The 15,060-nt window shown below is 47.3% G+C and carries 12 protein-coding genes and 1 pseudogene; 8 read left to right on the top strand and 5 right to left on the bottom strand.

What is annotated here, in order from left to right:
- Positions 1 to 184: 184 nt before the first annotated feature.
- Both W01_RS03670 and W01_RS03665 read right to left on the bottom strand, forming a co-directional pair.
- Positions 185 to 490, bottom strand: a complete 306-nt coding sequence (locus tag W01_RS03670; protein ID WP_173052247.1) for a HigA family addiction module antitoxin — start codon at positions 488 to 490, stop codon at positions 185 to 187.
- An 11-nt stretch (positions 491 to 501) separates the two neighbouring features.
- Positions 502 to 780 (bottom strand): type II toxin-antitoxin system RelE/ParE family toxin, encoded by a 279-nt coding sequence (locus W01_RS03665; protein WP_173052246.1) that lies wholly within the window; start codon positions 778 to 780, stop codon positions 502 to 504.
- A gap of 192 nt (positions 781 to 972) precedes the next feature.
- Here W01_RS03665 and W01_RS14360 point away from each other — a divergent pair, with 192 nt between their 5' ends.
- From W01_RS14360 to W01_RS03645, 5 genes and pseudogenes are all read left to right on the top strand, one after another.
- The gene (locus W01_RS14360) at positions 973 to 1,098 is read left to right on the top strand and encodes a hypothetical protein (protein WP_256380110.1); all 126 of its coding nucleotides are present in this window, start codon (positions 973 to 975) and stop codon (positions 1,096 to 1,098) included.
- Positions 1,077 to 1,373 (top strand): winged helix-turn-helix domain-containing protein, encoded by a 297-nt coding sequence (locus tag W01_RS03660; protein WP_173052245.1) that lies wholly within the window; start codon positions 1,077 to 1,079, stop codon positions 1,371 to 1,373. The genes W01_RS14360 and W01_RS03660 overlap by 22 nt, the downstream gene beginning before the upstream one ends.
- Positions 1,374 to 1,532, top strand: a complete 159-nt coding sequence (locus tag W01_RS14645; protein WP_173055684.1) for a winged helix-turn-helix domain-containing protein — start codon at positions 1,374 to 1,376, stop codon at positions 1,530 to 1,532.
- Positions 1,480 to 2,031 carry an IS630 family transposase gene (locus W01_RS13860; protein WP_256380142.1) on the top strand — a complete coding sequence of 184 codons (552 nt, stop codon included), beginning with the start codon at positions 1,480 to 1,482 and terminating at the stop codon, positions 2,029 to 2,031. The genes W01_RS14645 and W01_RS13860 overlap by 53 nt, the downstream gene beginning before the upstream one ends.
- A gap of 286 nt (positions 2,032 to 2,317) precedes the next feature.
- Positions 2,318 to 3,291 (top strand): annotated as a pseudogene (locus tag W01_RS03645) (IS30 family transposase).
- 37 nt (positions 3,292 to 3,328) lie between these two features.
- Here the strand turns inward: W01_RS03645 and W01_RS03640 are convergent.
- The 3 genes from W01_RS03640 to glgC all read right to left on the bottom strand — a co-directional run bounded on the left by W01_RS03640 (position 3,329) and on the right by glgC (position 8,724).
- Entirely contained in the window at positions 3,329 to 5,353 is a 2,025-nt protein-coding gene (locus W01_RS03640; protein ID WP_173052244.1) for an alpha-amylase/4-alpha-glucanotransferase domain-containing protein, read from the bottom strand.
- 334 nt (positions 5,354 to 5,687) lie between these two features.
- Positions 5,688 to 7,406 (bottom strand): glycoside hydrolase family 57 protein, encoded by a 1,719-nt coding sequence (locus W01_RS03635; RefSeq protein WP_173052243.1) that lies wholly within the window; start codon positions 7,404 to 7,406, stop codon positions 5,688 to 5,690.
- Between the two features lie 37 nt (positions 7,407 to 7,443).
- Entirely contained in the window at positions 7,444 to 8,724 is a 1,281-nt protein-coding gene (gene glgC, locus W01_RS03630; RefSeq protein ID WP_173052242.1) for a glucose-1-phosphate adenylyltransferase, read from the bottom strand.
- A 95-nt stretch (positions 8,725 to 8,819) separates the two neighbouring features.
- Between glgC and glgB the strand changes: the two genes are divergently transcribed.
- From glgB to W01_RS03615, 3 genes are all read left to right on the top strand, one after another.
- On the top strand, positions 8,820 to 11,018 hold the full coding sequence (gene glgB, locus W01_RS03625) for a 1,4-alpha-glucan branching protein GlgB (RefSeq protein WP_173052241.1): 2,199 nt from the start codon (positions 8,820 to 8,822) through the stop codon (positions 11,016 to 11,018).
- 206 nt (positions 11,019 to 11,224) lie between these two features.
- Entirely contained in the window at positions 11,225 to 12,868 is a 1,644-nt protein-coding gene (gene pgi / locus W01_RS03620; protein WP_173052240.1) for a glucose-6-phosphate isomerase, read from the top strand.
- A gap of 37 nt (positions 12,869 to 12,905) precedes the next feature.
- Complete coding sequence (locus W01_RS03615; RefSeq protein WP_173052239.1) at positions 12,906 to 14,120, top strand: HD-GYP domain-containing protein; 1,215 nt, start codon at positions 12,906 to 12,908, stop codon at positions 14,118 to 14,120.
- Positions 14,121 to 15,060: the final 940 nt, after the last annotated feature.

The raw sequence follows: 15,060 nt of genomic DNA, 5'->3' as shown, positions 1-15,060 counted from the left end.
AATCTATTTCGTCTTGCGAGTGGCGATTTTCATGCCTCCGCAGTAATCGTTAACGCCGATGCTACAATTTAAATTAGCCATTATGTGTAACTCCTGTTTTCACGTTTTGGTTAGGCGGTTCGGGTGTTGATGTCACCCTTGCCGCCGCTTTTGCCTGATACCGTCAGGCGACGGTGCTGCTCTTTCAGGCGGCGATCAATACGGCGCGCTGCACCTTGGGCATGCCTGCCTTGCGTACCTGCCATAAGTCATATTCTGTCTGCTGCGCAATCCACGCATCAGCATGACCGCCATTCTCCAAACCTAGCCATCCTTCTAGGCGTAGTGCCATTTCTGGGGAGATTGCGGCGTGCTCATTCAGTACACGAGACAGGGCCGCACGGGTAACGCCTAGTTGCTTTGCAGCATCGGTAACAGTTAATCCTAATGCGGGCAATACGTCTTCACGCAAGGTTGCGCCAGGGTGCGGGGGGGTGTGCATTTTGCTCATGATCTTTTCTCCTAGTGGTAATTTTGATAGTCAACTAACACGGCATTCTCACCGTCAAAGGTGAAGGTCATACGCCAGTTACCGTTTACGCTTACTGAATAATGTCCGGCAAAGTTAGCCGTTAACGAGTGCAGATTCCATCCCGGTATGTTCATGTAGTCGGGGTTTTTCGCTGCGTTAAGGCGTATTAATTGTCGCTTAAGTTTCGAAGCATGATGCGGCTGTATGCCTGCCTTACTGCTAGTCTCAAAAAAGACTTGCAGTCCTTTGTGTCGAAATGTCTTAATCATGGGTTATCGTATAGCGTAGCGTTTCGCATGTCAAACATTAAATATTCAAAGCTCCAACCAAAGGAGGCATGGGTATTTCAGAACCTCAGTTTGGTGCACGCGCCTTTCACGCGTGAAAGCGGCGTGTAATTCAATTTATACATCAATAGTGCAATAATTACCTCCTGATCGAATAAACGGGGGAGGTAATTCATGTCACGACCACCGCGAGGCCAGGATGTACTTGCTATCGCACCCCAAGCCATTGCTTCAGCGACGACGATTGAGCAGTTACGCGACAAGCACAGGCAGTGGTCTTGCCCCTTCAATACGGCATGAGTCTGGAGCAAACAGCACAGGCCATCGGATTGTCCAAAGGTTGGGCGTGCCGTTTGCGCAACCAGTTCATTGAGGGCGGAGCCGTAGGCAATAAAGGCAAGTCGGTGCGCGGAGGGCGACACAGAGAGCACTTCACCCTTGAGCGCGAAGCCGAACTGCTCAAACCGTTCCTGGAGTCTGCCCGTATGGGCGGTATTTTGGTGGTCAGCCAGATCAAGCCCCAACTCGAAATAGCGCTGGGGCGGAAGATGGCGCTGTCATCGGTGTACAAATGACTGCATCGGCACAACTGGCGCAAACTCGCACCTGACAAAAGGCATCCGCAAGGCAATCCAGTAGCCCAGGCAGACTGGAAAAAAACTCCCCCAAACACTCGCCGAAATCCGTCAGGGCTGGGCCAAAAACGAACCGATCCGACTGATGTTTCAGGATGAGGCGCGTTTTGGGCGCATCAACGACGTGCGTCGGTGTTGGGCTCCCAAGCCCGTACGACCACTATGCCAAGCGATGCTGACCCACGAGTACACCTACGCGTACGCGGCAGTGGAGGCCAAAAGTGGAGAGCTCGATTCTTTGATCTTGCCATACGTCAATACCGACTGCATGCAGCTGTTTCTCGATGAGGTGGGCGCGCGCCACCCCAGCGACAAAATCGTAATGGTGCTCGATGGCGCCGGCTGGCACGCCAGTCGGTTACTCAAACCACCACAGAACATGAAACTGTTACCTTTGCCACCTTATGCGCCTGAGCTCAACCCAGTCGAACATGTGTGGGATGAATTGCGTGAGAAGCGCTTCCATCACCGCGTCTTCGATAGTCTTGATGCACTGGAGGATCAGCTTGAAGTGGCCCTGCATACCTTCGAGAACAATGCGCCAATGGTCAAGTCCATTGTGGCTTGGGAATGGATTATTAATGCTTTATTGAATTAATAATGGAATAAGTGGACTGCCGAGAACCTCAGTTTGAGACAACGGAACTAAGACGGAAGCAGGACGGAAGGACAACGGAACTGTAACGGTTCAGTAACGGTCTTGTAACGGATGTTGCCTTGTCCCAAATTGAAGTTCTCGAAGACTGCCTTCTGGTATTGATGCGATCGCATGATTTATTGATGCGAGCAGATTCAACACTGAAGTGCAACTTTTGTAAGTGAATTTAAGTGGCGAGCTGCGTTAATATCAGAGCCACTTAAACGACCAAGTAAAAGGAGCACAGATGAAGCAATATAAGCAACTCACCAGCGGACAACGATATCAGATTTACGGATTGAAACAAGCGGGTTTGAATCAAACTCGGATTGCCGAAAAGATGGGCGGGGACAAGTCGACGATTTCACGAGAGTTCAGGCGAAACAAAGGTCAACGTGGCTGGCGGCTAAAGCAGGCGCAATCATTACGTGATGAGCGCCGGCAAACCTGTATCAATGGCAAGCAATTCTCATCGGAGAGCTGGGCGGAAGTCGAGAGGTTGATCCGGGAAGACCTCGGCCCAGAACAAGCCGCCAATCGGCTTGAATTGGAAGGCGAACTGCAGATCAGCCATGAGGCAATCTACCGACATGTCACCGCAGACAAACGTGATGGAGGTGACCTGCACCAACATTTACGTAGCCAGAAACCACGCCGCAAGCGATATGCGAGCGGGCAAGAGCGGCGAGGCATGATCAAGAACCGTGTCAGCATTAATGAACGTCCGGAAATCGTGGATCAAAAGATGCGCATGGGAGATTGGGAGGGGGAACCGTCATCGGCAAGAATCACAAAGGTGGATTGGTTACCCTGGCTGAAAGGAAGTCACGCTATGTGTTGGCGGGGCACCTACGCAGCAAACATGCCGAGGGTGTAACGACCGTGACAACGAGTTTGCTGAGTCCCCATAAAGACCAATGCCACACCATTACATTCGATAACGGCAAAGAGTTTGCGGGACATGAACGCATCGCAGCAGAACTACAGACTGCGATCTATTTCGCGCACCCCTGCCGTTCCTGGGAGCGAGGTCTGAACGAGAACAGTAATGGGTTATTGCGGCAGTACTTCCCCAAGGGCATGGCGTTGACTGACGTTACCGAGGAGCAAGTGCAGCGAGCGGTAGAACGACTCAACCACCGGCCACGCAAAGTGCTGGGTTTCAGGTCACCGCATGAAGTATTATTTGGGGTAGAGGTGCGCTACACCAAGCTAGCATGAGCTGTTGCACTTCGAACTTGAATCCGCCTTTTGATAATTACGGCATTGCATTGCCCGAATTTATGGTCAACATAACACGCATTTCATTTTGCGAAAGTGGCCATCGCAGGGTTAGCATTACGGCTTGCATAATTTTTTCGAATCCGGCTTCGGATTGCGAAACGGTGAAGTAAGGCATACCCAGTAACTGAATCGGGTGGTTGTTATTGAACACTAGATTACCCCCTAATACACGGTCATCCAGCACCAAGCCATTCATATCAGTCAATTCAAGCTCACTGCCAAAACCGCTGAGAATTTTTTCATCCCGGATATAACGGCCGGCATAACCATTACAACTCGGCATCGCCAGTGCCACACGAGTGAGAAAACTGCCTTGTAATGCGCTATCAAAGTTATAACTAACGCATAAACAATTAGCATTCAGGCTAATACGTTTTTGTATAGTTTTACCACCAAAGTCGGTGCGGAATAATATGCCTTCAGTGTTTGTTTCAATCAATTCATAAGCAAGCTCAATTTCTTCATCATCCAGCAGTAAGGAATCGCGAAATAAGGTCTGCGCGTGGCTGTCTGCCATCAAGTTTTTCGCAGTGATTTCATGCTTGAAAGCCACGCGATCATGCGCTGAAACGATACCGCTACCTTCATGCGGGTGCGTGGCGTGACTGGATTCAATTTTACGGAAATAATGCTCCAACTGGCGGCGCAAGGTATCACCGAAATTATGGTGCAATTGATAAGAATCAAGTTCGGATAGGCTGGCGCTGCCATCAAGTTTCACGATAGCTTGCAGCATTGCGTTATGCAGGAAAACTTCATCGTGGCCGTCGCTGTCGGCGTCCGTGCAAATACAGGCTACACGGGGGAGAGCATTATCTAGTAAGGATTCCAGCTGAACGATAGCACCGTATACCGCACGGCGCAGATGTGGCAGATACAACCCGCCAAACAAGCCATGCCAGTATGCGTCGTTGGCTTGCGCAATATAGAGTTGATCCAGCATCTCGGGTGTGCGTTTCTCTTCCGGCAGGGCATGCAAACGCTCGGATAAGCCCAACATGCGCTTGTGCATCCAGTTCGATTCGGGATAACGGGTGAAAAAATTCTTCCAAATACCGCCGCGCAGAAAAGCCTTGCGCTCTTCGTAATGGCCGCTTGCCTTTTCCGTATGAACCAAATCGGCATACGTATGTGCAGCAGCCATCGGCAAAGTCCATTCGTTCATTTCAATATAGGAGGTAGTAGGCAGATAGACTATGCCGCGCGTTTTTTCGTTTGCGTGATAGTCACGATAGGTCTGTGTGGTAATTTTCGGTGAAGCCAGCACCCCCCGGATAAAATCTTCCAACCAACCTTTCTCATAAACCCATTGGTAAGTTTCCGGCCAGATACCAAACTTTTCAATGTCGTCGAAATACACGGCGGATGCTTGCATGTCGTTACGCGTCAGGCTTTCCAGATAAGCCACTACTTCATGAGCCGGAGAGAACGGCATGCGGTAGCGTAGCGCCTCGGAAATCGGAAACAGATCGAGTTTGCGGCCGTCCTCTTCGGTAGTGAAATAACCATTCAATTCTTCAATACGTTTGCCACTGCACAAAAAGTGGTAATCATCTACTGTAACGTACTTAATTTTTGAATCTGATAAAGCAGGAACTACCGTTGCCTCCCACACGCGTTCGGTTAACCATGCACCTTGTGCCCTGGTACCCATTCTGGCTTCCAGTTTGTCAGATAACCTGACGATCTGTCCGATACGATCACGATTGGGAATAACCGCCAGAACCGGCTCGGTATCACCGCCACCGAACATTTCGACTTGGCCGCGTTGTACCATTTCAGTGAGTAAAGCCATATCTTGTGGATATTTATTGAACAGGTAATCGAGTAACCAGCCACTGAAATGTGCGGCAAAACGAAACTCAGGATAGCGATGCAAGATATGCAAAAATGGCTTGTAACAACGCTGATGCGCATCGTCTACCACTTCAGGGAAATTGCCCACCGGCTGATGAGCATGGACACCAAAAAGTAAGGAAACTGTTTCGTACGTTTTCATTTTTCGGACTCAGTGTTAATGGCTAATGACTTCGGGATATCTCAAAAAATGGTCATGGTGACATCTGCGTAAACAATGATTACTAGATTTCTAAGGCTCCCAGAATATCCATTAAAATTGAGGCAGAAAATCAATCTTCATAATCGAGTTTATCTAACTTTAGGTCAGTCAGGTTATATTGAAACGAACGACAGGATGGGTTTCTTTAGCGAGGTAATTGTTTGTGTTCATCTTCGATTACTTTCATACACAAAAATTCACACCCAAAAAATATTTCATTACGATTGATATACAGTAAACTCACATTAGTCACCAGGTAATTGCAAGCGCGTCATCAAGAGCCACGGCGCATCGTACCACCTGATTCAGGTAAACCACCACCTTGGCTGATTGGAGAGTTTAAAATGACTGGAACAGGTAATTTCAAATAACGATATAACTGCATTAGATTGCTGCGATAAAGGCGATCAAAACTTTCTACTGCATGGGCAGGATTGTAATCACCAAACCACCAGAACCAGTCTGAACTTTCGCATGAAGCCAATTGTTTTTCGGCAACCAAGCGCTCTGCCTCGTTCAAGCGGTCGCTTGCCATTACCAAGTCATAACTTTGTTTCGCTATACACAACAAATCCCAAGCACGGTTTTTATCGGGCGAGCCAATCCAAGTGGAGAAATCACCGTATACCCAACTACCGGCAACGAGGCGCGGCAGCTCTTCTTCCTTGGCAAGCTGTTTATTTCCGTCAGCCTCATTAAGTCGATCCAGATAACCGCTATAAGTCGTGGTGCTGATTGTCGAGTGTGTTTGTAACACAGAATATAAATAGGTAAAAAAATGATAGCCGTTATAGGGATAATATTCCCAAGCGTTTTCACCATCCAGGATAACGCTGACTACTGGCGCTTCGCCCTCAGGTGCCTGTTGTGCAATCGCTTCGAGCTGGGAAACAAAATGCAGTGCGGCATCTTTACCATTCCAACGTGAGTATTCAAAACCGATCAAATCGGATAGGCGGTCATCTCGAAAAAAGCAGCGCACACCACTTGCTGCACCTTGCAAATGATAGGGACGGTAGAGATATTGGGCTCGCTCAGGCAAGTGATGCTCAACTGTACGCAAGCTGTTAGCCAGTACGCCCTCGCCACTCGCCGTCCAGCGGCACTCTTGCTGCGCAAATACTTGCAATAACTCGGTTGAGACCGCACCTTCTGCTGGCCAGACACCGTGGGGAGTGGCGCCAAAGCGTGTCCGATGACTTTTTTGAGCAGAAAGAAGATGCGCCCGGACGCGTGATTTTCCGCCAGGATAGCATTTCGATAGCGGCAGACTGATATCCGGTGTGCTTTCACGCGCACTATTAATATCCAGCAACAACGGTGCAAGCGGATGGTAATGAGGTGTCGTGGAAAGTTCAATTTGACCGCTTTCAGCCAATTTACGATAGCGCGGAATAATGCCGCAAATAACTTGTCCGATCAGATCGAATAACCACTTGCGATCGCCAAAATTAAAACCTTCATTCTTGCTCATCAGGCGAATAACCAAGTCGTGTTCGCGACGCACGCTTTCGCCACACCAGACCAAATGATACCAGGTCAGCAAATCAGCAAAGTATTGTCCAGACAAATAAGCAAGCTCTATACTGCCGCCAGGTTCGAGCATTTTGTACAAGTCGGACAGGCGCTTGTAGGCGTGATACGGCGCGACCATACTATAATGGTTACTGCGGAAACAACTAGTCAACACCAGATCGCGTTCCGCTGCATTCAGATCATTGAGATTCTCGCGCGCCAGCAGTCGCAGCAGCGGATCGCGTATCTGGCCAGTGGTGAACTGCTGTTCGTAATCTTCCAGTTGATCCAGCAAAACCGGCACGAAATTTACCGTCACCTTCACCTGAGGATGTTGTTCCAGATGAAAAGCCATATCGGTGTAATCCTTGATCGCGTGCAGATAAACCCACGGCAACAAAAAATCGCCACTGGCATGATCGCGATAATCTGGCTGGTGCATATGCCAGAGAAAAACTAAATCGAGAGGCCTTGACATGAAAATTCCATTTAATTAAATATGAGTAAAACTAAGTTCAACGCACGCGGTGCACTTCCTGACCCAACATGTCGGGGGTGATCAGTGTAATACCGTTATTACTTACAAAAAAACGTCTCGCATCTTCCTCACGGTTGACCCCGGCCGTTAAGCCCTCTGGAATCACACAATTTTTGTCCACCACCACGCGCTTGAGCGTTACATTACGAGACACCTTTACGTTGGGCAAAATTACCGAATCCTCGACATTACTGTAACTATGTATATGCACGTTAGAGAATAGAAGCGAATTACGCACGTGTGCACCGCTAATGATGCAGCCTCCCGATACTAAAGAATCCACTGCCATGCCGCGGCGAGTACTGTCATCAAATACGAATTTGGCCGGTGGTAATTGTTCCTGATACGTCCAGATTGGCCATTCCTGGTCATACATATTAAGGGCGGGGGTAACCTTGGTAAGTTCCATGTTAGCTTCCCAGTAGGCGTCTATTGTTCCCACGTCTCGCCAATAGGGTACTTCGCCATTCAGATTTACACAGCTATCTTCAAAGCTCTGCGCAAACACACGGTAATGCGCGGACACTAAATGGGGGATGATATCCTTGCCGAAATCGTGGCTGGAATTCTTATCATCTGCATCCCGCACCAATTGTTCGTACAGAAAGCGAGTGTTAAACACATACACTCCCATACTGGCCAGCGCCAGATCAGGGTTGCCCGGGATCGGAGTGGGGTGGTCAGGCTTCTCATTAAAATTCACCACTCGTGATTCCATATTCACGCCCATTACACCGAATCCACTCGCATCTTTAATAGGAACCTCGATACAAGCAACCGTCATGTCGGCCTGCTTTTCTACATGGAAGGCGAGGAGTTTGCCGTAATCCATCTTGTAGACATGATCACCCGCCAATAACAGCACGTAATCCGGATTAGTTGTGCGCATGATATCCAGATTTTGAAATACCGCATCGGCCGTGCCCCGATACCACATTTCCTCTATTCTTTGCTGAGCCGGCAGTACGTCAATGAATTCGCCGAACTGGCCATTCAAGAAACTCCAACCGCGCTGAATATGCTGGATTAAACTGTGCGATTTGTATTGCGTCGCCACACCTATCCGTCTAATGCCAGAATTCACACAATTTGATAGCACAAAATCAATAATGCGAAACTTGCCGCCAAATGGCACCGCAGGCTTAGCCCGCCAGTCTGTAAGTTGATGCAGACGAGTGCCCCGCCCTCCCGCCAGAATCATGGCGTAAGTGCTTTTAGTTATTGAACTTACGAAACGTAATTTTTCAGTTAGCGGCATGATTCCCCTCGTAGTCGTTGATTCTGAATCTTGTTCAGAACTGTATCAGATTGTAATTATAACTGGGTCTTAATTATGGTTATAATCACCTCACCATGAGAAAGAATCTTCGCATCAAACTTGATCCGCGTGCTGAATTATTGTTGCAAGGGCGACTACATAATCCCTTCGCTTATCTTGGCCCACATCAGGAAAATGAAAGATATGTAGTGCGGGTTTTTAACCCTTACGCAAGTAAAATCTGGCTGAAAACCGCGCATGGCGATGAAGCGCTAGAACGTGTTCATCCAGATGGATTATTTGAATGGTATGGTAGCGAAGAACCACGCCATCCCTATACTCTGCTTATCAGAGAAAACGGATCAGGGCTAAACAACAGTATTGAGCGTTTGGTGCATGATTGCTATGCCTTTGCACCACAAATTTCCGATTTCGATCTGCACCTTTTTAACGAAGGAAAGTTACATCAGGCCTATCGCGTACTGGGCTCACGTGCTATGCAAATTAACGGCATTCCGGGTGTGCGTTTTGCAGTATGGGCACCCAACGCCGAGCGAATCAGCGTGATAGGCGAATTTAACCGCTGGGATGGACGCATTCATCCGATGGCGGCACATGGTTCCAGCGGCGTGTGGGAGTTATTTATCCCGAAAATTGAACAAGGCATGCTGTACAAATTTGAGATCCGTAATCACGCCGGTACCTTGCTGGTCAAAACTGACCCCTATGCCAACGCGTTTGAATTACGGCCTGGTACTGCTGCTCGCGCTGGATCTGCTATCCATCACACATGGCAGGATACAGAATGGATGAAGCAGCGCAACAACTGGGACTGGCTACACGCCCCACTCAATATCTATGAAATTCATGCGGGATCATGGAAACGTCACCCAGACGGGCGTTTTTATACCTACCGCGAACTGGCGGAAAACCTTGTTCCCTATCTCAAAGACATGGGTTATACCCACGTTGAACTCATGCCTGTTTCAGAGCACCCACTTGACGAGTCATGGGGTTATCAAGCGACTGGCTATTTCGCCGCGACCAGTCGCTTCGGTTCCTCTGATGATTTATGCCAGTTTGTAGATAACTGTCATCAGGCCGGAATTGGCGTGCTGCTTGACTGGGTGCCAGCGCATTTTCCGCAGGACGCGTTTGCGCTAGCGTATTTTGATGGCACCGCGCTATATGAACACGAAGATCCACGCCTTGGCTTCCATCAAGACTGGGGTACGCACATTTTTAACTATGGTCGTAATGAGGTAAAAAGCTTTTTGTTATCGAGTGCGCATTACTGGCTGTCGCAATTTCACTTCGATGGCCTGCGTGTGGATGCGGTGGCTTCCATGTTGTATCTCGATTATTCGCGTAAGGAAGGTGAATGGCTACCGAACAAATTGGGCGGACGAGAAAATCTTGAGGCCATCGAATTCCTGCGCGAACTTAACATTATGGTACATGACGTATTCCCAGGTGCGTTGACGCTAGCCGAGGAATCCACCTCATGGCCAGGGGTATCGCGCCCGGTTTATCTTGGTGGGCTCGGCTTTTCAATGAAGTGGAACATGGGCTGGATGAATGACACCCTTAGCTTTATGCAGTTAGACCCGGTTCACCGCCGCTATCATCTTAATCAACTAACCTTTAGCCAGCTTTATGCTTATAGTGAAAATTTCATGCTGCCGTTTTCACATGATGAGGTGGTACATGGCAAGGGTTCGCTACTCGACAAAATGCCCGGCGATAGCTGGCAGAAATTTGCCAACCTGCGGTTACTACTTACTTATCAAATAACGAGTCCGGGCAAGAAGCTCAACTTCATGGGTAATGAATTCGGCCAAGGACGTGAATGGAGATCGAGCTGGGAACTTGAATGGTGGCAGCTCACCCTGGAGCCGCATCGAGGCATACAAAGCATGGTGCGCGACTTGAATCATCTTTACCGTGACTTACCGGCTCTATATGAACAAGACTTTGGACAAAATGGTTTTTCCTGGATTGATTGCCAGGACACCGAACGTTCATTGCTTTCTTTCTTGCGCCATGGTCGAAATGGCGAGACAGTTATAGTTGCCTTTAATTTCACCCCAGTCCCACGTTACCGCTACCGCATCGGAGTTCCATTCGATTGTGCTTATCGGGAAATTTTCAACAGTGATTCACACTATTATGGTGGCAGCAATCTCGGAAACTCTAGTGAGATGCATGCCGAACCTCTACCCTGGATGGGGCAGCCCTATTCCGTGGAAATAGAATTGCCGCCGCTCGCAGGTATTATGCTCACGCCAACATGAGTATGAAACGAACGTTATACACATCCTATTGTCATACTATTGATCTTTGTAATTTTTATAACCAATAAACTCATCATTCTCGTTTTGGCGAGAATGATGCAGGAAAATATCCTGCATATTACAAATATTCTGAATGATGAATCTCTGTCTTTAATAGTGAAATCGTCAATAATGTAACTGTTCAATCAATCAATATTCAGATAACTATGTCGACTCTAGTCCATTCGCCAGCTTGGCAAGCTTTAACGGCTCATCAAATAAAAATCAGTCAGCAGACCATGCGCGAGATGTTTTGCGATGACCCGCAGCGTTTCAACAAATTCTCTTTGCAATTGGATGGCCTGCTGCTGGATTACTCGAAAAATCTCATTACCGCAGAAACACTCACCCTATTGTTGAACCTTGCACGCCAGTCAAAACTGGATGACTGGATTGTTCGCATGTTCAATGGCGACAAAATCAATACTAGCGAACAGCGTGCGGCGTTGCACTCTGCATTGCGCGCTCCCCGAGACACTTCGGTGTATGTCGATGGGAAAGATGTTGTGCCGGACGTACATCGCGTGTTGGACCATATTCGTCACTTCTCCGAAGCAGTGCGCAATGGCACCTTCTGTGGGCATACCGGAAAACCATTTCGGGACGTGGTAAATATCGGCATCGGAGGTTCCGCCTTAGGGCCGCTTATGGTCAGCGAGGCGCTCAAGCCTTATGGCAGCGCGCAATTGAACGTGCATTTTGTTTCTAATGTGGATGCGACAGACTTGGCTGAAACATTGAAACATCTCGATCCAGAAACCACTCTTTTTATAATTAGCTCAAAAACATTTACCACACTGGAAACCCTTACCAATGCTCATTCCGCGCGCCACTGGTTGGCTAAGCATCTAGGCGCTGACGAGGTTGTCGGCAAACATTTCGTTGCGGTCTCGACCAACCTCACTGAAACATCCAAATTTGGCATTAACCCGGAGAATGTGTTTGAATTTTGGGATTGGGTTGGCGGTCGTTACTCATTGTGGTCCGCTATAGGTTTGCCCATTGCGCTTTATATTGGAATAAACAATTTTGAACGCCTGCTTGCCGGTGCTCATGCGATGGACACTCACTTTCGTGAAACGCCCCTGGAGCGCAACATGCCGGTAATACTAGGAATACTTGGCATCTGGTACGCCAATTTTTTTGGTGCAGCTTCGTATGCCATTCTTCCCTACGATCAATATTTGCAACACTTTCCCGCTTACCTGCAACAGTTGGAGATGGAAAGCAATGGTAAACGCATAGACCGCAGTGGACAGGTAGTGGACTATGCCACTGGTATGATAATTTGGGGCGAACCCGGCACCAACGGCCAACATTCCTTCTATCAACTGATACACCAGGGCACGCGCATGGTGCCTGCCGATTTCCTCGCGCCGATTACCAGCCACAACCCGATAGGCGATCACCATTCCATATTGCTGGCGAATTGCTTTGCACAGAGTGAGGCATTGATGCTAGGTAAAACTACTGTAGAAGCGCGTGCTGAACTCCAGGCGCAAGGGCTCAGTGGTACAACACTGGAAACGCTGTTGCCATACAAAGTATTTCCGGGCAATCGCCCATCTAACACTTTACTATTTGATCAGCTGGATCCATACACTATGGGAATGCTGGTTGCTCTTTATGAACATAAAGTATTTGTACAAAGCGTAATCTGGGATATCAATCCTTTTGACCAGTGGGGTGTCGAATTCGGCAAACAACTTGCTGGTAAATTGCTGCCTGAACTTCAAACGAAAGAACGCGTTTTTGTGCATGACTCTTCAACAAACGGCTTGATCAATTATTTTCTCGCACGACAGGTTTAAATATTTACATTATGAAATTTACAGCTAGTTAGCAGCCATGCTGAAAAAAATAAAAGTTAATGATGTTCGCTTAGGTATGTATATCCAAGAGGTCTGTGGCAGTTGGATGGATCATCCTTTTTGGAAACGTTCATTCAAGCTGACTGAAGACAAAGACCTCAATACCCTCAAAAATTGTGGGGTGGACGAAATATGGATAGAAACTAACAAAGGTTTGGATGTCGATGCCGGTGTAGCAACACTTTCGCAAAAAGAAGAGGACATCAAAATCGAAAGTGAGCTAAAAAAAATCGAACAAACCCCACAAAAAACTGAAGCACCTGTGTCTTTACAGGTCGAATTAATTGCAGCAAAAAAGATACATACCAAAACTAAGGAGGCTGTCGTCTCCATGTTCAGCGATGTGCGCATGGGTAATGCACTCAAACTTGATGATGCGCTATCGCTGGTAGACGAAATAAACCAATCCATAGCACGCAACTCCTCTGCATTGGTTAGTTTGTCTCGGTTAAAAAATGTAGACGACTATACCTATTTACATTCGGTCGCTGTCTGTATCCTGATGATGGCACTAGGGCGACAGCTGGGATTGGAAGACAAGGTGCTAAAACAAGTTGGCCTGGCTGGGTTAATGCATGATCTCGGCAAGGTTTTTATCCCCAAGGAAGTACTCAACAAACCAGGAAAATTGACGGAAGAAGAGTTTAATATAATTAAAATGCATCCTCTAAAAGGTTGGGAGTTTCTCAAAAATTCTAATGAGGTAAACGGTTTGACGCTGGATGTCTGCCGACACCATCACGAGCGCGTAGATGGCAAGGGCTATCCAGACAAACTATCCGGTGAGGCATTAACATTATTTGCACGTATGGGTGCGATATGTGACGTATATGATGCAATCACTTCAAATCGCTGCTATAAAAAAGGATGGGAGCCTGCGGAATCCATCCGCAAGATGGCAGAATGGAAGGATGGGCACTTTGACGAGGCCATCTTTCATGCCTTCGTTAAAACAGTCGGCATTTACCCAACCGGCACCTTGCTTAAACTGAAATCCGGGCGTCTAGGCGTCGTAGCTGACCAATCGCAGAATAGTTTGACCAAGCCTTTAGTGAAAGTTTTTTTCTCAACTCGCTCTAACGCGTCCATCTTGCAGGAAACAATTGACCTGTCAAAATCTCCAGACAGCATCGCTAATATTGAAAATCCACTGCAATGGGGATTCGATTTAGACAAAATTATGGGTGTCTAGCACCAAAGATGCAACCATAACGCCATTCATCCTGAGCCTGAACGGATCTGCTTTACACCAAGCAAGAAACTTTCGTCCAGTCACATAGCATCTTTACTACTTGCGGCTTCCGGCCATGTCCGATAAGACATGAACACTCCGTTCATGTCTTATCGGAGACCTAGCGAGTCATGCGGAACATGCCCCTAATCGTAAACTCATGGGCACTTTCGATAAAGTTCAGGATGCTCCAATGTTCCTGCAAACATAACAGATAAATCAAATATTGCAGACAAAGCAGAAATTACGGCTAATTGTGAAGATTTGGCTTTAAAAACCAACGAAATAAAAACAATAAAACACCCCGCAGCAAGCTACGGGGTGCTTTATTTAACGCTTGCAATCATCACTATTTATTATTAGAATAATTCTCATTATCAACGGGAGATTAAATGAAAGACTGGATACCGATAATTGTTTCAATTTGCACGGTAATTATGTTCTTTGTATTGGTAAGTGTTTACCTTATTAGACTATGACAATTAGTCACAGTAATGTAATGAGCCGCGCGTTGCCGAATTAATTTTTACAACTATCATGCTTTTCGACTATCAGAAAATAAGACATGACATAACCTATAAGTTTACGCGTGAGCCGAATTAATTTTTCGATCACTTCTTAAAACTCATCACGATCAAACATAGCTTCACCAGTTGTTAAGTAAGTTCCTACTATTTTTTCAAAGTCACGCACACATACGTGGAATTTCTGATGGTTCAGACCACGCCTCCCTTTTATGGATCAGACGAACTATTCATCATCGTTAAAATCATATAAACGATACCAATCCTAGCGCCCATTTTTATGAAGCGCCTCTTTCTGATTATCAGGATGCACAATTCTTGACGACAACAAAGGGAATGGACAGCGGTCAGGCTGTTCAGCCTTTTAAAAAAGAAAC

This window comes from Candidatus Nitrotoga sp. AM1P (assembly GCF_013168275.1).
Taxonomy (GTDB): domain Bacteria; phylum Pseudomonadota; class Gammaproteobacteria; order Burkholderiales; family Gallionellaceae; genus Nitrotoga.
Note: the sequence above shows the minus strand (reverse complement) of the source record. Positions and strands in the feature narration are given on the sequence as shown.

Coding starts and splice junctions, on each gene's coding strand:
- W01_RS03670 (WP_173052247.1), bottom strand. CDS start 490: ATGAGCAAAATGCACACCCCCCCGCACCCTGGCGCAACCTTGCGTGAA.
- W01_RS03665 (WP_173052246.1), bottom strand. CDS start 780: ATGATTAAGACATTTCGACACAAAGGACTGCAAGTCTTTTTTGAGACT.
- W01_RS14360 (WP_256380110.1), top strand. CDS start 973: ATGTCACGACCACCGCGAGGCCAGGATGTACTTGCTATCGCACCCCAA.
- W01_RS03640 (WP_173052244.1), bottom strand. CDS start 5,353: ATGAAAACGTACGAAACAGTTTCCTTACTTTTTGGTGTCCATGCTCAT.
- W01_RS03635 (WP_173052243.1), bottom strand. CDS start 7,406: ATGTCAAGGCCTCTCGATTTAGTTTTTCTCTGGCATATGCACCAGCCA.
- glgC (WP_173052242.1), bottom strand. CDS start 8,724: ATGCCGCTAACTGAAAAATTACGTTTCGTAAGTTCAATAACTAAAAGC.
- glgB (WP_173052241.1), top strand. CDS start 8,820: ATGAGAAAGAATCTTCGCATCAAACTTGATCCGCGTGCTGAATTATTG.
- pgi (WP_173052240.1), top strand. CDS start 11,225: ATGTCGACTCTAGTCCATTCGCCAGCTTGGCAAGCTTTAACGGCTCAT.
- W01_RS03615 (WP_173052239.1), top strand. CDS start 12,906: ATGCTGAAAAAAATAAAAGTTAATGATGTTCGCTTAGGTATGTATATC.